This window comes from Kitasatospora sp. NPDC090091 (genome assembly GCF_044747365.1).
Classification (GTDB): domain Bacteria; phylum Actinomycetota; class Actinomycetes; order Streptomycetales; family Streptomycetaceae; genus Kitasatospora.
Window position 1 is genome coordinate 256636 of sequence record NZ_JBIVDY010000004.1, and the last position, 15814, is coordinate 272449.

A 15814-nucleotide genomic window follows, 5' to 3' on the forward strand; every position below is an offset into this window, starting at 1 on the left:
TCCTCGGCCCCCTCCGAACGGCCCGGTGGGGCCCGACGCGGAACCCCCCGTTGTCAGCTAACGAACGGAGGTTCCCGGCTTCGCCCGGACGTGGATGCGCTCGCCCTGTGCCCCGAACAGGCTGAGGAACTCTACGGCCTGCGTGCCCGCGTTGCCGAACGCGTGCGGGATCCGGGTGTCGAATTCGGCCGCCTCACCGGCCGCCAGGACGAGGTCCTGGGAACCGAGCAGCAGCCGCAGCTTGCCCGCCAGGACGTACACCCACTCGTGCCCCTCGTGGACCTTCGGCTCCAGCTCGGGCCCGGCCCGGAAGCCCGGGGGCATGATCTGCTTATAGGCGTGCAGCCCGCCGAAGTGACGGGTGAGCGGCACAAACGTCTGGCCGCCGCGGGTGAACGGACGCGAGTGGACCCGCGGGTCACCGGTGGCCGGCGCGCCCACCAGCTCGTCCAGCGGCACCCGGTACTCCCGGGCCAGCGGCAACAGCAGCTCCAGGGTGGGCCGGCGCAGGCCGGACTCCAGGCGCGAGAGGGTGCTGAGCGAGATCCCGGTCGCCTCGCTCACCCCGGCGAGGGTGGCGCCGCGCTCGCGCCGCAGGGCGCGCAGCCGCGGACCGACGGCCTCCAGCACGCCGGCCAGCTCGTCGCTGAGGGCTCCGGCGTCACCCGGCTCCGCTCCCTCGGCCGAGACCGAGACCGGAGCGGCAGGATCCGGGCCGGCCCCCTTGCGGCGGGTGCGGTGGGTCCGGTGGGCGTGGTCGTCGTGCGAGGCGTTGGCCATGCCTCCTATCTGCTGCTGTGACAGGCCGTTTTGTCAATCCGGCCACGGCCGGCACGCCGGGGCGGGCCTGCACGCTGCCGTACGGCAGAAGATGGCGGAGTGAGGTCTAGGCTGCCGTCGTGCGAGTCGAACTGACCAGGGACAGCGTCGCGATGGGCGACGACGTGTGGGCACCGCATGCCGACGTGCGGGAGGTGCCGGACGACGCCTCGGTGCGGGACGTTCTCGACGCGGTCAGCGGCGCCGGCTACCTCGCGTCGATCGCGGGTGGCCGTGCCACCTGGATCGCCGAGACCGCCGACGGGACCGCGCTCGCGGTGGTGGCCCAGCAGTGGCCCGCGGCCAGGCTGCTGACGGCGGGCGAGGGGCCGATCGCCGGACTGGCGGACGCCGGGGGCGTGGTGCGGCTGCACTTCGTGTACCGGACGCAGGCCGACCCGGAGGCCGAGCTCCGACGGCTCGCCGCCGACCAGGGCGGCCACCGGCCCCGGTAGCCGGGCCGGGCGCGGTAGCCGGGCCGGGCGCGGTGGGACCGGGCCCCGGCCGGGGCGGGCCGAGGACCGCCCGACGGCCGCTCAGTCGTCCTGCGTGAACCGGGAGTCGAGGGGGAAGAGCGCGCTCAGGACGGGGAGGCGTCGCGCGGCCTCCGCCTCGTCCCGCACCTCCCAGCGAACCCCCCTCGGCGGGGCGTCCGGCGCAATGGGCCGGCTCTGCTCGGCCGCGACGGCGTCGAGGAACTCGTCGGAGACCTCCTCCTCGTCCCTCTCGTCCGCCTCCGCGCCGTCGCCGCCGGTCAGCCGCGCGAATGCGCTCTCCGCGACGTAGTCCAGCTCCTCCCAGTCCGGCCACTCCTCCGTGTCGCACCATTCGGCGCGGGGCCGGCCCGCGAGGCGCCGGACCTCCGGCAGCTCGGCGAGCGAGTCCGGATCACCGAGGACCCGCTCGAAGGCCGCCCGGCCGCAACCGACCAGCCAGAGCCGGAAGTAGAAGAAGCCGTCGTCCGAGCACCAGCCGCCCTTGATCCGGTCCGCCGCCGCCCAGAGCTCCCAGGTGTAGGCGTCGTCGACGACCTCCTCCAGGCGGACCTGGAAGCGCACGACATCGGCGAGCGGCCGCCGCGACAGCTCCTCCTCCAGCCGGACGAGGCGCTCCTCCAGGGTGTCCGCCGCGCGGCGGCACTGCTCGACGACGTCCCAGAATGCATCGGTGTCCATGGGGCACACCCTGTCACGGGCCACCGACAACGGCGCCGGAGCCCCGAAGGCCGTCCGTCGCGGCTCAGAGGCCTTACCGCACGCAAATGACGATCGGGAAGCAGGTGTGGTGGAAGTACGCCCTCACCAAGTCGAGCCAGTCCGTGAAGAGAACGACCCACATGGCGACACCGAGGCCGAGCAGTCCACCGAACGCGGCCGCCGCCACCACCAGGCTCAGGAGGAGGCGCAGCCTGCCGCCGCCCCGTTCGTCCGCCGCGTCACGCTGCCCCACGGATGCCCCCCTCGCCGTCCCCAGGTCCACCGAGCATCCCCGCCGGGGGCGGCGCGCACCAGCCAACGGACGTGCAGTGAGGCCGAGTTGTGATGTACAGGCGGAAGGGCGGCCCCCGGTCCTGACCCGGGGGGCCGACGGGCCGGGCCGGTGTCAGAGCCAGTCGCGCCGCTTGAAGATCAGGTAGAGGCTGGTGCAGACGAGCGCCATCAGACCGATCGCGAACGGGTACCCGAAGGCCCAGTGCAGCTCGGGCATGGTGTCGAAGTTCATGCCGTACACGGTGCCGATCAGCGTCGGTGCGAAGAGGATGGCCGCCCAGGAGGAGATCTTCTTGATCTCGTCGTTCTGCGCGTGCCCGGCCTCCGCGAGCTGCTTCATCTCCTCGTTCTGCCGCTGCGACACCAGTGTCGCGTTGACGGTGAGGATGTTCTGCAGCATCTGCCGGAAGCCGTCCACCCGCTCGGCGGCGTACGTGGCGTGGTCGGCCACGTCGCGCAGGTAGCGCTGGAGCTCGTCGTCGGTGCCGTACTTGCCGAAGCCGGCCTCCAGGCTCTTCATGATCTCCAGCAGCGGCCGGGTGGCCCGCTGGAACTCGATGACCTCGCGGGAGAGTTCGTAGATGCGCCGGGACACGTGCGGGTCGCCGCCGAACACCTCGGTCTCGATCTCGTCGATGTCGTGCTGCAGGCCCGCGATCACCGGGGCGTAGCCGTCGACCACGGCGTCCAGCACCGCGTACAGCACGGCCTCGGGGCCGAGCGCGAGCAGGTCCGGGTCGGCCTCCAGGCGGCGGCGGACGGCGGAGAGGTCGGGCGCCTGCGAGTGGCGCACGGTCAGGACGAAGTCCGGGCCGACGAAGAGGTGGATCTCGCCGAAGTCGACCTCCTCCACGTCGTCCAGGTAGCGGGCGGCGCGCAGCACCACGAAGAGGGTGTCGCCGTAGCGCTCCAGCTTGGGCCGCTGGTGGGCGACGATGGCGTCCTCGACGGCCAGCTCGTGCAGGTTGAACCGCTCGGCGGCCTCCAGGAGCTGGGACTCGGCCGGCCGGAACAGCCCGATCCAGGCCATCGTGCCGGGCTTGCCGGGCAGTTCCCGGTAGATGTCCGCCAGGCTGGACGGCGTCTCGACCCGGCGGCCGTCGTGGTAGACGGCCGCGTCCACCAGCGAGCGCTCCAGCGTGACCGGCGCGACGGGCTGGTCGGGCCGCGGGTCCATCGAGTGCTCGGGCGCCGGCGTGGTCTCGCCGGACCGGGTGGTGGCGACGTGACGGGAAAACGGGAGCCTGCTCGCGCGCACGGCGCGCACACGCCAGTCGGACATGGCGGGGTACCTCCACGGTTCGGTGGCCGCCGCTCCCGGGGACGGGCAGGGGTCGCCGGGGCGGGGCGGGCGGGAGGCGCCCGGCCTGCCTCCACCGCGCACCGCGCCCGGCCGCCCGGTGCCCGCCCGGCCGGAGTCAGCGGCGGGCGGGGCGGCGGCAGGGGGTGGGAGCGGTACGGGAGGAGGGGTGCCGGGTGCCAGGAGATGAGGCGGACGTCCTGGGGCGGGGCCGACTTCGGCCCGGACTACTGGAATCCACAGCTCTCACCTCCTCACCGCCGGGCGCCCGCACACCGGGTCGCCGCAACCGGGCACCAGGAGGATCCGCGCCGAGCGGCCGCGGGCGCACACGTCCGCGGGAGTCAGGCGGGCACCCCTGATCTCGTCAGAGCTTTGGCACGCCACGGCGTAGCACCCGACGGGTGCAGCCACTTGGGGTCACCCCTTAGGCCGGGGAGACCTGTCCTGAACCTGGGCGTCTCTCGACGTCGTGGGGTCAGTGGCCTGTGTCCGTGGCGACGCCTCACCGAACGAGGTGCCTTCACAACCGCACCAAGTGTAGTACCCGTGCACGGGTCCTTCCGACCGGGGTCCTGCCGTGCGGGCCCTGACCAGCGGCTCCGTCGGCCGGAAGCCGGCCGGAACGGCGGGCCACGTCCACCGGACCCCGGACCTACCGAGGCCCGAGGTGCGCGGCGGCGTACGGGACGGCCACCGTCTCCAGGCCGCCGACGGAGCCGAACACCGGGTGGACGTTGGCCTCGAACACCACCCCGCCGTTCTCCGCCGCGAGGTCGACGCCGGCCAGTGGAAGGCCCAGGGACTTCGTCGCCGCCACGGCCAGCTCGGCCAGCCCGCCCGGCAGCTCGCCGTCCTCCAGCAGGGTCGAGACGGCGCCCCGGCACTCGTTGCACGGGGCGTCGGGGTTCGCCTGGACGTGCTCGACCGTGCGCACGACACGCCCGTCCAGGACGACCACCCGGTACTGGTGGCGCCGGCCGTCCGGGGTGAAGTTCGCGGCGTCACGGGCGATCAGCCAGTCGGTGCCCGCCTCGGCGTAGTGCCGTGCGGCGGCGTCCAGTTGGGCGCCGGTGGTGATGTGGAAGACGTCGCTGCCGCCCATCCCGACGGTCGGCCGGGCCCAGACGTCCCCGCCGAGGCGGTCGAAGGCCTCGGCCGCGGCCTGCGGGCTCGGCCGGGTGAGCGTGACGGTGGGCATGTGCGGGATGCCGTCTCGGACGAACCGCTCGATGGTGAGGTCCTTCTCGGTGGCCGTCCGCCAGGCCTCCGCGTCGGTGCCGAGCGAGCGGGCGCCGTGGTCGCGCAGCAGCCGCTGGAACCGCTCGAAGTCGCGGCGGCGGTGCGGCGGGACTTCGTAGACGAGCACCGCCTCCGCCGTCACGGCGATCCCCTCGGCGGGCACCTCCAGGTGCAGGGCGCCGCCCGCCGCGCCGACGCCGGGGGTGTCGGCGGCCGGGGTGTCGGCGCCCGGGCTACCGGTGCGGGTGATCCGGCCGGTGCCGCCGGTCATGAAGTGCCGCGCGTCGACCAGCACGGGTGGTCTGCCGGTGAGCGTCCGCACGGCGGTGGCGAGGACGTCCCGGCTGCCCTCGGTGGAGCTGTGGTCGGTCATCACTACGAGCTCGCTGCGCACCATGCCGCCATGGAACGGCCGGCCGCCGGACGCGGCAAGACGGCGTCTTGCGCCGGTCACCGTCCGGGTGGCCGAAAGCGGTCGGGTGGGCCGGGGGGCGGGACGGGGCCGGGCGCACGCCGTCCCGCCCCCCGGGCTCACGCCGCCCTAGGCGGGTTTGCGCGCCTCGATCAGGTGACGGGAGGAGTGGGCCACGAACGGGCCCTCCGCGCGGATCCGGTCGTCGAGCTCGCGAAGCCTGTCCCGGTACGCGTCGACGGTGAAGCCGGGGACCATCCAGATCACCTTCCGGAGGAAGTAGACCACCGCCCCGATGTCGAAGAACTTGATCCGCAGCCGCTCGGACCGCAGGTCGACCACCTCCAGCCCGGCCGCCCGCGCGTCCGCGCTCTCGTGCTCGGGGTCGCGGCCCTTTCGCGCCTCCGGCTGCGGGCCCAGGAAGAACTCGACCAGCTCGAACACCGACGCCGGCCCCACGTGCTGTGCGAAGTACCTGCCGCCGGGCCGGAGTACCCGGGCGATCTCGGTCCACCAGACCGTCGCCGGGTGCCGGCTGGTCACCAGGTCGAACGCCTCGTCGGCGAACGGCAGCGGCGGCTCGTCCGGGTCCGCGACCACGATCGCCCCGAGCGGGTGGAGCAGTTCGGTCGCGCGCAGGACGTTCGGCGGCCAGGACTCGGTGGCGACCATCGCCGGCGGGAACGGCCCGGCGCCCGCCAGCACCTCGCCGCCGCCGGTCTGCACGTCCAGCGCCGCCGAGGCCGACGCGAGCCGCTCCCCCAGCAACCGCTGGTACCCCCAGGACGGCCTCGCCTCCGTCGCCCGGCCGTCCAGCCAGGAGAAGTCCCAGCCGTCGACGGACACCGACTCGGCCTCGGCGATCAGATCTTCGAACGCTCGCGACATGTCCGTATGATCCCGGCGCCCAAGCCTTTCGGCCAACTGGATTTCGGGCGCGCGCAGCGCGTTCGGCGAGCTCCGTGGCAGGCAGCCACACCCGTCAGGACCGCCCCCTTCCGGCGTCACGTGCGACACGCCCGCCGCACGCCCGCCATTTGCCGTGCGCGACCACCCGCCCCCGCCTAGGCTCGCTGGGATGAGGCGACTCGACGCGGTGGACCGGGCCCTGTTCGACCGGGTGGCGCTCTCCCGCCTGCGCGGGACCCACCCGTGGCTGCGCGGCCTGAGCCACGCCGCCGACCACGGGAAGCTCTGGTTCGGGACGGCAGCGGTGCTCGGCGCCCTCGGCGGCCGGACCGGCCGGCGGGCGGCGCTGCGCGGCGTCGGATCACTGGCGCTCGCCTCGGCCGCCGCCAACATCGCCGCCAAGCAGCTGAGCCGGCGGCCGCGCCCCGGCCTCGACCTCGTTCCCGCCGTGCGGCGGCTGCTGCGGCAGCCGGTGACCACCTCCTTCCCCTCCGGGCACTCGGCCTCGGCCGCCGCCTTCGTGACCGGCGTCGCCATCGAGTCGCCGCTCCTGGGCGCCGCGCTGGCACCGGTGGCCGCGGCCGTCGGCGCTTCCCGGGTCTACACCGGCGCCCACTTCCCCGGCGACGTGCTGGCCGGGTTCACGCTCGGCGCGGCGGCGGCCGCCGTGACCGTGCGGTGGTGGCCCCGGTCGAACGACACGCCGCCGCCCGCCGGACCGCCGCCGCGCACCGCTCCGGCGCTGCCGGAGGGCGCCGGCCTCTCCGTGGTGGTGAACAGCGGTTCCGGCAACGGGTCGCTGCTTGCAGCCGGCCCGGAGGAGACCGTCACCGAGCTGCGCGCTCTGCTGCCGCGCGCGGACGTGCGGCTCTGCGGCCCGGACGACGACCTGCCCGCGGTGCTCGCCGAGGCCGCCGACCGGGCGGCCCGGACCGGCGGGGCGCTCGGGGTCTGCGGCGGCGACGGCAGCGTCAACCTGGCCGCTTCCCTGGCCACCGAGCGCGGGCTGCCGCTCGCGGTCTTCCCCGGCGGCACGCTCAACCACTTCGCGCTGGACCTCGGCATCGAGTCGCTTGCGGACACCGCTGCGGCCGTGGTGGCGGGTTCCGCCTGCGGGGTCGATCTCGGACTCGCCACCGACGACACCGCGCGCCGGGTCTTCCTCAACACCTTCAGCCTCGGCGTCTACCCCGAACTGGTCCGGGTGCGGGAGTCGTTGGAGGGCCGCCTGGGCAAGTGGCCGGCGCTCGCGGTGGCGGTCGCCCGGGCGCTGGCCTCCGCCGAGCCGGTGACCGTCCGGGCCGGCGGCCGCGACCGGTGTGTCTGGCTGCTGTTCGCGGGCAACGGCGCCTACGATCCGCCCGGCTTCGCCCCGACCCGCCGGACCGGCCTGGCCGACGGGCTGCTGGACGTCCGGGTCGTCGACGGCGGCCGCCCCTTCGCCCGTACCCGGCTGGCGGCCGCCGTCCTGTCCGGGACCATGGCGCGCTCACGGGTCTACCACGCGGCCCGGCTCACGGCGCTCGACCTCGACTCCCTGGGCGACGCCGACCGGATCGCCGTCGACGGGGAGAGCCTGCCGGCCGCCGGGGCCCTCCGACTGGCCAAGGCCCCCAACGCCCTGACGGTCTACCGGCCTTCCGTCGGCTGAACCGGCACCGGACCGGCGTGCCGGGTCGGTGTGCGGGGCTGGCGCAGTGGGCCGGCGCTGCCTGCCGGCCCACCGTCCACGTCGGCCTCGGCCGACGTGGACCACGTGGACGGCGTCACCCGGTGGCGACGCCGCTCGCGGAGGCGACGTGGAGCACCGCGTCGCACTGCTCCAGGACTGCGGCTTCGAGGGGGAAGTACCCCTGCTCCGGCCTGATGTCCGTACGGACCAGCGGTGCGGGTCCGCCGGGCGCGGCGAAGGCCTCGCGGAGCCGGTTCGCATCGAGGAGCGCACACCCGGCGGCCGCCACCTGCTGCAACACGTCCTCGTAGGTGTTCGCCGGGGGCGCGTCCAGCCCGATCGTCGTGCTCGAACCGAGGGTGGTGGCGACGAACGCGTACTGGTCGCCGACCAGCGCGCCGGTGACGGCTCCGGCGCTGAACCAGCCGACGGCCGTCCCGCCCATGTCCATGCTGCTGGGGTTGCGCTGGAGGTGGGCGTTGTGGGCGAACACCAGGGTCGGGCCGCGGTGCTGCTCGCGGGCACGGATGTCCAGCAGGTTCTCGGACATCAGGGTGTCGCGGACGGCGGTCAGGCGGGACAGCCGGCGGTCGGGCGGCGCGATCTCGGCGAGCTGGGAGTGGTAGCGCAGCAGCCCGAGCGTGGTCCTGCCGTGCAGCTCGGCGAGCTGCCAGGCGGCCCGGGAGGACGCCGCGACCAGGTGCGGCAGCTGGGCGTACAGGGTGGTCAGCAGGTCGTCGGCGACCGCCCGCAGCGCCAGCGCGTCCGGCGAGGCACCGATGGACTTCCCGATCTCCAGCACCGCCGCCGTGTTGCTCCAGCGCTCGTCGTCGCCGAGCAGCCGGTCGAGGTACCCGTCGAGGTCCGCGCGGCCGTGCAGGAAGGCGTCCGGGCCGAGGTGCTCGGACAGGAAGCCGTGCAGGTGCTTCAGGTAGCGGCGGGGGCTGGGGGCGCTGAGCGTCTCCAGCGGCGCGTCGAAGCCGTGGAACGCCACCTGCTCGTCCGCCGGGCGTCCCTCGTTGTGGGCGCGCAGCCACGCGACGAGCTCGCGGTTGGCGTCCAGCCGGCCGAAGCCGTGGCTGAAGCCCTCGGCCATGACCCGGTCGAGCGTCCCGGCTCCGCCGCGGACGAACGCGTCGACCTCCAGTGCGGCGATCCGGTCGGACTCCACCGCGATCGATCGGAACCCGTGCTCGACCAGCACCTTGAGGATGCGGTTGCGCAGGTGTGCGAAGGCCGGCTCCAGGTGGGTCGGCTCGCCGAGCGCCAGCAGCGCGGGCTGCGGGTCCAGTGCCTTGAGGAGGGAGGACAGCGCGGCCGTCAGGCCGGGGCCGCCGTCGGGGGCGAACGATCCGTGAACGGCTTCGGTTACGGAATGGGTCGAAGTCATGACTTCGACCGTATCGTTGAACCGACGGTGTAAAGTCGAGCGCTTCGGCAAGCGACAGACACGGCACGGAGTCGCATGAACCTTAAAACGGGGGGCCGGGCCGGGGGCGGACGTCACCGCCCGGTGGACCTCGCCCGGGAGCACGGGATCTCCACCCAGGCGGTGCGCAACTACGAGCGGGACGGCGTGCTGCCGCCGGCCGAGCGCACCCCCAGCGGTTACCGCAGCTACTCGGACGTGCACGTCCGCGCCCTGCGTGCCTACCTCGCGCTCGTTCCCGCTCACGGCTACGCGGCCGCCGGCGAGATCATGCGTGCGGCCAACCGCGGCGAGCTGGACGCCGCCCTGGCGTCGGTCGACCGCAGCCACGCCCAACTGCTGCACGACCGTGAGACGTTGGACGCCGTCGAGGCGGCCGTCGCCACGCTCGGCCGGTCCGCGGCGGCTTCGGGCGGACCGGCTGCCGGTGCGCCCCCGTCCGGTCCGCCCGACGCCGCCGCGGACCGCCCCTTCTCGGTCGGCCAGCTCGCGCACCGTCTCGGCCTCGCGCCCGCGACCCTGCGGAAGTGGGAACGGGCCGGGATCCTCGTGCCGCAGCGCGACCCGCGAACACACCACCGCAGCTACACGGCGGGCGACGTCCGCGACGCCCGGCTCGCCCATCTGCTCCGGCGCGGCGGCTTCCCGCCGGCCCACATCGCCACGGTGCTGCACCAGGTCCGCGGCGCGGGCGGGCCAGAGGCGCTCGCCCTCTCGCTCGGCGACTGGCGGCAGCGCCTCACCGACCGCGGACGCGCCATGCTGACGGCCGCCGGCGAGCTCGCCGAGTACCTGCGCGCGCAGGAGACCGGGTCGGCTGCGGCAGGCTCCACCGCTCGGTCGTGCCGGGGAGCGACGCCGGCCGGGCCCGGCGCGACGACCCCGACCGAGGTGGCCTGACCCCGGAGCCGGACGTGCGGTGGGCCGGCCACAACGGTGGGCCGGCTACAACAGCCCGTGCAGGAGGTGCCCGGACCGCCCGTCCGTGCGCCGGACGGCGACGACGGCGGCGTCGTCGCCGAGCCGCCCGCCGGCGTGCGCCAGCAGATCGCGACGGATGTGGTTGACCAGCGCCTCCGGTGTGCTGCCGGCCCAGCGGGCGACCCGTTCCGCGAACGGGTAGAACGCACCGGAACGGTCCCGGGCTTCGACCACGCCGTCGGTGTAGAGCAGGAGCACGTCCCCGATCTCGAAGGGGAACGTGTCGTCCGGGTAGTCGTCGGCCGCCAGCACGCCGAGGCCGAGCGGCGGCGCGGCACCCGCGCCGTCGAGGCCGATCACCCGGTCGTGGTGCACCAGCAGCGGTGGCGGGTGTCCGCAGTTGGTCATGCGGGCCACCGGGGCGTCGTCGGGGATGTCGAGGAACAGCGCGGTGACGAAGTGCTCGGCGGCTTCCCGCTCGGTCTGGGCGAAGTCGACCAGGTACCGGCTGACGTTGTGGTCCAGCGTCCGGGCGAGGTCGGGCAGCGTGGCGTGGTCGGCGGCGACGAGCCGGAAGGCGCTGAGCAACAGGGCGGACTCCCCGACGGCGGCCAGGCCCTTCCCCCGGACGTCCCCGACGATCATCCGCGCCCCGTCGCCCGTGCGGGTCGCCGTGTAGAGGTCGCCGCCGATCTGTGCCTCCTGCTCGGCGGCCAGGTACACGGTCGCGATCTGCAGCGGGCCGATCCGCTCGGGAATCGGGCGCAGCAGAGCGCGCTGGGCGGCTTCGGCCACCGACTGGGCACGGGCGAGCTGCCGGTCGCGGCGCTCCCGGACCACGGCGAAGACCACGATCATCATGGACAGCGCGGCGAGTGCGACGAGCTGGGCCGGGTGGTTGCCGGTGGTCACGCCACCGCGCAGGACGGCGATGAGGACGCCGACGGCGACCGTGAGCGCCGCGACGGCGGCGGTCACCCGGGGACCGGCGAACGACGGGGTCAGCGCGGGGGCGACCACGAGCAGCGGACCGAGTCGAACCGACTCGGGCGAGCGGACGATCACCACGAGGAGCACCGCGAGGAGAGCGACGGGTACCAGCACCAGGGCCGGGACGCGCCCCCACGGCCTCGCGTCGGCCGAGCGCCGTTCGACGTCCATGCCTCCAAGAATGCGCTGCGCCCGCGGACCGGCGCATCCGGCGCGTGCGGGGTTCGCGACAGGCCGCCCGTACGGCGTAGACCGCGACGGAATCCGCTCACCGGGCGCGGCGGCCCCGTCAGGGCCGTCGGGGAGACGGCGCGCTCCCGGGCCGGGCCCCGGCCCGCCGCTCCGACGGCATCGCCCTGCTGTTCAACGACGACCGACCGCTACCGACCGCTACCGACCCGAGTAGAGCTGCTCCGCCCAGATGATCTTGCATTCGGGGGTGTAGCGCGTACCCCAGCGCTCGGCCAACTGGGCGACGAGGAAGAGCCCGCGTCCGCCCTCGTCCGTGGCCGCGGCGTAGCGCAGGTGCGGGGCGGAACTGCTGGTGTCCGAAACCTCGCAGATCAGCGCCCGGCCCAGGAGGAGGCGGACGCTGATCGGCCCGGCGCCGTAGCGGATCGCGTTGGTGATCAGCTCGCTGAGGATCAGCTCCGTGGCGAATTCCAGCTCCGCCAGCCCCCACTCGTCCAGCTGCCGAACGGCCTCGGCCCGGATGCCCGCCACCGCCGCCGGATCCGGCGGGACGTCCCACCGGGCGATCCGGTCGGCCGGCAGTGCGCGGGTCCGCGCCACGAGGAGGACGACGTCGTCCGTCGAGCTCGCGGGCCGCAGCGCGTCGAGCACCGCGTCGCAGGTCTCCTCCGGCGCCCGGTCGGCGTCCGCCAGCGTCGTGCGCAGCACTTCGAGTCCGCGGTCGATGTCCCACTGCCGGTCCTCGACGAGGCCGTTGGTGTACAGGACCAGCCGGCCGTCATCGGGCACCCGCAGCCGCGCGGTCTCGAACGGCAGTCCGCCCACGCCGAGCGGAGGTCCGGCCGGCATGTCGACGAACTCCACGGTGCCGTCGGGTGTGACGAGCGCGGGCGGGAGGTGGCCCGCCCTGGCCAGCTCGCAGTACTGCGACGCCGGGTCGTAGATCGCGTACAGGCAGGTGGCTCCGGTGATCCCGGGGTCGTCACGCGTGGTGACGTCGTCCTTGTCGATCCGGCTGACCAGTTCGTCGAGGTGCGCGAGGAGGTCGTCGGGGGGCAGGTCGAGCATGGAGAAGTTGTGCACGGCCGTCCTGAGACGGCCCATGGTGGCGGCCGCGTGCACGCCGTGCCCGACGATGTCCCCCACCACCAGGGCGACGCGGGTGCCCGACAAGGGGATGACATCGAACCAGTCCCCGCCGACGCCCGACTGCGCGGGCAGGTAGCGGTAGGCGACGTCGAGGGCGTCCTGCTCGGGCAGCCCGTGCGGCAGCAGGCTCTGCTGCAGGGTCACGGCCGTACTGTGGTCGCCGGTGATGGCCGAGACGATCTGCTCCTGGGTGGCGTACTTCGTGTCGAAGAAGCCCCCGTTTCTGCCCAGGCGCAGCACCGCCACCCGGTCGGCGACCGCGCGCACGTTGTCCAGGTCGTGGCTGACGATCAGCACGCCGAGCTTCTGCGCCCGCAGGCGCTCGACCAGTTCCAGGACCACGGCGGTCGCACCGACCCCGAGGGCGGCGGTGGGCTCGTCCAGAACGACCATCCGGGGCTCGCCGATCATCGCGCGCGCGATGGCGACGCTCTGACGCTGGCCCCCGGAGAGCGAGCCGACCGGGACCCGCAGGCTGGGGATCCGGAGGGACAGGACGCTCAGCAGCCTGCGGCAGCGCTTCTCCATCTCGATCTCGTTGAGAACACCGAACCTGCGCAGTTCACGGCCGAGGAAGATGTTGGCGACCGTGTCGAGGTTGTCGCACAGTGACAGGTCCTGGTGGACGGTGGCGACGCCGAGGTTCTGGGCGTCGAGCGGCCTGCGGAGGTCGACGCTGCGCCCCTCCCACTCGATCGCTCCGCTGTCCGGCGCGGACACCCCGGAGACGACCTTGACCAGGGTGGACTTGCCGGCACCGTTGTCCCCGACCAGCGCGACCACCTCGCCCTCCTCGATGTCGAGGTCGATGTCGCTCAGCGCCTGGACGGCGCCGAACCGCTTGGAGATGCCGCGCACGGCCAGCAGCGGAGTTCGTGCCAAGGAAACCGTCTCCTTCCCGTCGCGGTTCACCGGGGGACGACGCCGGGCCTGTCGGTGAGGCCGTCGCTGTGCGGGACCGGGCGCACGGCCTCCCTCCCATACTGGCCCGGACGGGCACCGGTCGCCCGAGCTCGTCCCGTCGCCCGGCCCGGGGCCCGCAGCCGGAGCCACCGACCGCCGGCCCGGCAGGACCGTGGGCCCGGTGGCCCCGCCTCGCCACCACGGGTTCTGCGCGTGCCCACGGACGACGAGCCACCGTGTCTCCGGGGATCGCCACGCGCCGGGCCCTCCGCGGCCCCGACAGCGGCCGAATCCTTTTCCTCGCCGGTGGCTCTTATGGTCGTCCGCATTCCGCCCCCCTGCTCCGCAATCGAGTGAACACCGAGAGGCGCCGCATGATCCTTTCCTCACCTTCCCGAGCATCCCGAGGGGTACTGCTGGTGCACGGCGCATGGCACACCGGTCGCGCTTGGGACGGCGTCGCGGCCGGGCTGCGCGCACGTGGTGTCGCCGTGGCCGTCGCCGAGCTGCACCGCGGGTCGCTGGCAGCCGACACAGCCGCGGCCGAGACCGCGCTGGACCAGCTGACCGAGGCCGGCCCCGCCATCGTGTGCGGTCATTCCTACGGCGGTGCCGTCATCACCGGCCTTCCGCCGCACAAGATCGACCACCTCGTGTACCTCGCCGCGATGATGCCCGACCGCGGCGAGACCGCACTCGGCCTTCTCGCCAGTGCACCGGCCACCGACCTGGGGACCAGCATGATCGGTGATCCGGCCGGAACGACGACGATCGACCCGGAGGCTGCGGGCGGACTGTTCCACGCCCAACTCGGCGAGGAAGAACGCGCCCGCCACGCCGCCGAGCTCGTCCCCCAGCTGATGGCCCCCGGCCGTCAGCCGACGACCGGCGCCGCCTGGCACCACCGGCCCAGCACCTATGTGCTCTGCACCGAGGACCGCGTCATGCACCCGGACCTGCAAGGCCGATTCGCCACTCGCGCGACCCACGCGCTCACCTGGCGCAGCGACCACGGAGCCTTCGCGTCACACGAGAAGGAGACCGTCGGACTGCTCCACCGACTGGCCACCGGAAGCCGCCTCACCCCGGCCGACTGAAGCTGGTCGGACCGGCAGGCGCATCGGCGTTCTCCATCGCCTCGCGACGCGACGACCGCCGGGCCGTCTGCCGCGCGCCCTTGCTTCTGCTTCTGCTTCTGCTTCTGCCGCTGCCTCTGCCTCTGCCTCTGGCGGGGCGAGGTGACGGGGGGTTACCGGAGGTGGCCGGAGCGCGGCGGAGCGGCGGGTGCCCGGGGCCGGACGGTGGTGATTCCGGGTGAACGGACGCGGCGCGTCGGCACGATGGCACCGGAGACGTGTGGGCGGGCGGCTAGGACGGGGGGATGCACCTTCTCTCTCGGACTGCGTTCCTCGCGGTTGCGCTGGTGATGCTTCCCGGTACCGCCCAGGCGAGCGCGCTCGGCAGGTGGGATCCGGCTGCCGATCGGGCGGCGGCGTCTCCGGTCGCCCGTCCCGCGCCCTCGGCCGCGCCGTTTGCCACGCCCGTTCCCACGCCGTTTGCCGCGCCCTTTGCCGCGCCCTTTGCCGCGCCGCCGGACGATGCTGCGGACGGACTGCCCGAGTACCGGTTCACCGGAGCCGGATTCGACGCCTGCTCGGCCCCACCGGTGGAGGCCATGTCCGCCTGGCGCATCGCCTCGCCGTACGGCGCGGTGAACATCTACAGCAGCGGCAGCCAACGCGCCTGCGAACAGACCCGGTTGACGCCGCAATGGGTCGGCATGGTCCGGGCGATGGGGTGGAGACTGGTGCCCACGCACGTCGGACTCCAGGCACCGTGCGCCGAGCGGGAGGACAAGCCGCTGCGGATCGACCCGGCCCGGGCCGAGGAGCAGGGCGGACAGGAGGCCGGCGAGGCGGTGGCGTCGCTGCAGGTGCTGGGTCTGGGGCCGGGCAGCCCGGTGTACCTCGACATGGAGGCGTATCCGACGGGCGACGCGGTGTGCAGCCGGGCGGTGGTCGACTTCACCGTCGGCTGGACCCGGGCGCTTCGGGCAGCCGGGTACCGGTCGGGCTTCTACTCCAGCGTGAGCTCCGGCATCGCCGACCTCGTCGCCGCCGCCCGGGCCGGCCGTGCGCCTCTGCCCGACGCGATCTGGTACGCCCGCTGGGACGGCCGCCCCACGACCAGCGGGCAGGCCGGGCTGCCCGACGACCTGTGGACCGGCCACCGCATCCACCAGTACCGGGGCGGTGCCGACGAGACGTACGGCGGGGTGACGCTCAACGTCGACCGCGACGAGCTGGACGGCCTGGTGGCCGGTGGGACCTGGTAGCCGGCCGGCGGGCACGCAGGTACGGGCCGGGGACGTCACCGGCCCGTACCG

Annotated in this window: 14 protein-coding genes and 1 riboswitch; of the genes, 5 read left to right on the forward strand and 9 right to left on the reverse strand. The window is 74.1% G+C overall.

Going from position 1 to position 15814, the window contains the following annotated elements; translation table 11 throughout:
- Positions 1–57 precede the first annotated feature (57 nt).
- On the reverse strand, positions 58–780 hold the full coding sequence (locus ACIPSC_RS08955) for a helix-turn-helix domain-containing protein (protein WP_400824339.1): 723 nt from the start codon (positions 778–780) through the stop codon (positions 58–60).
- A 119-nt stretch (positions 781–899) separates the two neighbouring features.
- Between ACIPSC_RS08955 and ACIPSC_RS08960 the strand changes: the two genes are divergently transcribed.
- Positions 900–1274 carry a hypothetical protein gene (locus ACIPSC_RS08960; RefSeq protein ID WP_400824340.1) on the forward strand — a complete coding sequence of 125 codons (375 nt, stop codon included), beginning with the start codon at positions 900–902 and terminating at the stop codon, positions 1272–1274.
- 81 nt (positions 1275–1355) lie between these two features.
- Here ACIPSC_RS08960 and ACIPSC_RS08965 read toward each other — a convergent pair whose 3' ends face one another.
- The 5 genes from ACIPSC_RS08965 to ACIPSC_RS08985 form a co-directional block, all read right to left on the reverse strand.
- Positions 1356–1994 (reverse strand): DUF4240 domain-containing protein, encoded by a 639-nt coding sequence (locus tag ACIPSC_RS08965; protein WP_400824341.1) that lies wholly within the window; start codon positions 1992–1994, stop codon positions 1356–1358.
- 73 nt (positions 1995–2067) lie between these two features.
- Positions 2068–2268, reverse strand: coding sequence for a hypothetical protein (locus ACIPSC_RS08970; protein WP_400824342.1), 201 nt, complete (start codon positions 2266–2268; stop codon positions 2068–2070).
- A gap of 153 nt (positions 2269–2421) precedes the next feature.
- Positions 2422–3591, reverse strand: coding sequence for a magnesium and cobalt transport protein CorA (locus ACIPSC_RS08975; protein ID WP_400824343.1), 1170 nt, complete (start codon positions 3589–3591; stop codon positions 2422–2424).
- Positions 3592–3958: 367 nt separating this feature from the next.
- Positions 3959–4133: riboswitch (M-box (ykoK) riboswitch) on the reverse strand.
- A gap of 131 nt (positions 4134–4264) precedes the next feature.
- Positions 4265–5248, reverse strand: a complete 984-nt coding sequence (locus ACIPSC_RS08980; protein ID WP_400824344.1) for a RimK family alpha-L-glutamate ligase — start codon at positions 5246–5248, stop codon at positions 4265–4267.
- Positions 5249–5392: 144 nt separating this feature from the next.
- Positions 5393–6151, reverse strand: coding sequence for a class I SAM-dependent methyltransferase (locus ACIPSC_RS08985; protein WP_400824345.1), 759 nt, complete (start codon positions 6149–6151; stop codon positions 5393–5395).
- Between the two features lie 190 nt (positions 6152–6341).
- On the opposite strand from ACIPSC_RS08985, the gene ACIPSC_RS08990 reads away from it, so the two are divergent.
- Positions 6342–7823, forward strand: coding sequence for a bifunctional phosphatase PAP2/diacylglycerol kinase family protein (locus tag ACIPSC_RS08990; RefSeq protein ID WP_400824346.1), 1482 nt, complete (start codon positions 6342–6344; stop codon positions 7821–7823).
- 115 nt (positions 7824–7938) lie between these two features.
- On the opposite strand, the gene ACIPSC_RS08995 is transcribed toward ACIPSC_RS08990, so the two are convergent.
- Positions 7939–9234 carry an erythromycin esterase family protein gene (locus tag ACIPSC_RS08995; RefSeq protein WP_400824347.1) on the reverse strand — a complete coding sequence of 432 codons (1296 nt, stop codon included), beginning with the start codon at positions 9232–9234 and terminating at the stop codon, positions 7939–7941.
- A gap of 75 nt (positions 9235–9309) precedes the next feature.
- Here ACIPSC_RS08995 and ACIPSC_RS09000 point away from each other — a divergent pair, with 75 nt between their 5' ends.
- Entirely contained in the window at positions 9310–10173 is an 864-nt protein-coding gene (locus tag ACIPSC_RS09000; protein WP_400824348.1) for a TioE family transcriptional regulator, read from the forward strand.
- A 45-nt stretch (positions 10174–10218) separates the two neighbouring features.
- Here ACIPSC_RS09000 and ACIPSC_RS09005 read toward each other — a convergent pair whose 3' ends face one another.
- Together ACIPSC_RS09005 and ACIPSC_RS09010 are read right to left on the reverse strand one after the other, a co-directional pair.
- Positions 10219–11355, reverse strand: a complete 1137-nt coding sequence (locus ACIPSC_RS09005) for a PP2C family protein-serine/threonine phosphatase (protein WP_400824349.1) — start codon at positions 11353–11355, stop codon at positions 10219–10221.
- A gap of 219 nt (positions 11356–11574) precedes the next feature.
- Positions 11575–13860 carry a SpoIIE family protein phosphatase gene (locus tag ACIPSC_RS09010; protein ID WP_400824350.1) on the reverse strand — a complete coding sequence of 762 codons (2286 nt, stop codon included), beginning with the start codon at positions 13858–13860 and terminating at the stop codon, positions 11575–11577.
- Here ACIPSC_RS09010 and ACIPSC_RS09015 point away from each other — a divergent pair.
- Both ACIPSC_RS09015 and ACIPSC_RS09020 read left to right on the forward strand, forming a co-directional pair.
- On the forward strand, positions 13848–14525 hold the full coding sequence (locus ACIPSC_RS09015; protein WP_400824351.1) for an alpha/beta hydrolase: 678 nt from the start codon (positions 13848–13850) through the stop codon (positions 14523–14525). The genes ACIPSC_RS09010 and ACIPSC_RS09015 overlap by 13 nt on opposite strands.
- A 578-nt stretch (positions 14526–15103) precedes the next feature.
- Positions 15104–15763, forward strand: coding sequence for a DUF1906 domain-containing protein (locus ACIPSC_RS09020; protein ID WP_400824352.1), 660 nt, complete (start codon positions 15104–15106; stop codon positions 15761–15763).
- Positions 15764–15814: the final 51 nt, after the last annotated feature.

Excerpts from the sequence above, each read along its gene's own strand:
- ACIPSC_RS09000 (WP_400824348.1), top strand. The coding sequence starts at position 9,310 with ATGAACCTTAAAACGGGGGGCCGGGCCGGGGGCGGACGTCACCGCCCG.
- ACIPSC_RS08990 (WP_400824346.1), top strand. The coding sequence starts at position 6,342 with ATGAGGCGACTCGACGCGGTGGACCGGGCCCTGTTCGACCGGGTGGCG.
- ACIPSC_RS08965 (WP_400824341.1), bottom strand. The coding sequence starts at position 1,994 with ATGGACACCGATGCATTCTGGGACGTCGTCGAGCAGTGCCGCCGCGCG.
- ACIPSC_RS08975 (WP_400824343.1), bottom strand. The coding sequence starts at position 3,591 with ATGTCCGACTGGCGTGTGCGCGCCGTGCGCGCGAGCAGGCTCCCGTTT.
- ACIPSC_RS09010 (WP_400824350.1), bottom strand. The coding sequence starts at position 13,860 with ATGCGCCGTGCACCAGCAGTACCCCTCGGGATGCTCGGGAAGGTGAGG.
- ACIPSC_RS09005 (WP_400824349.1), bottom strand. The coding sequence starts at position 11,355 with ATGGACGTCGAACGGCGCTCGGCCGACGCGAGGCCGTGGGGGCGCGTC.
- ACIPSC_RS08995 (WP_400824347.1), bottom strand. The coding sequence starts at position 9,234 with ATGACTTCGACCCATTCCGTAACCGAAGCCGTTCACGGATCGTTCGCC.
- ACIPSC_RS08985 (WP_400824345.1), bottom strand. The coding sequence starts at position 6,151 with ATGTCGCGAGCGTTCGAAGATCTGATCGCCGAGGCCGAGTCGGTGTCC.
- ACIPSC_RS08955 (WP_400824339.1), bottom strand. The coding sequence starts at position 780 with ATGGCCAACGCCTCGCACGACGACCACGCCCACCGGACCCACCGCACC.
- ACIPSC_RS08980 (WP_400824344.1), bottom strand. The coding sequence starts at position 5,248 with ATGGTGCGCAGCGAGCTCGTAGTGATGACCGACCACAGCTCCACCGAG.
- ACIPSC_RS09020 (WP_400824352.1), top strand. The coding sequence starts at position 15,104 with ATGTCCGCCTGGCGCATCGCCTCGCCGTACGGCGCGGTGAACATCTAC.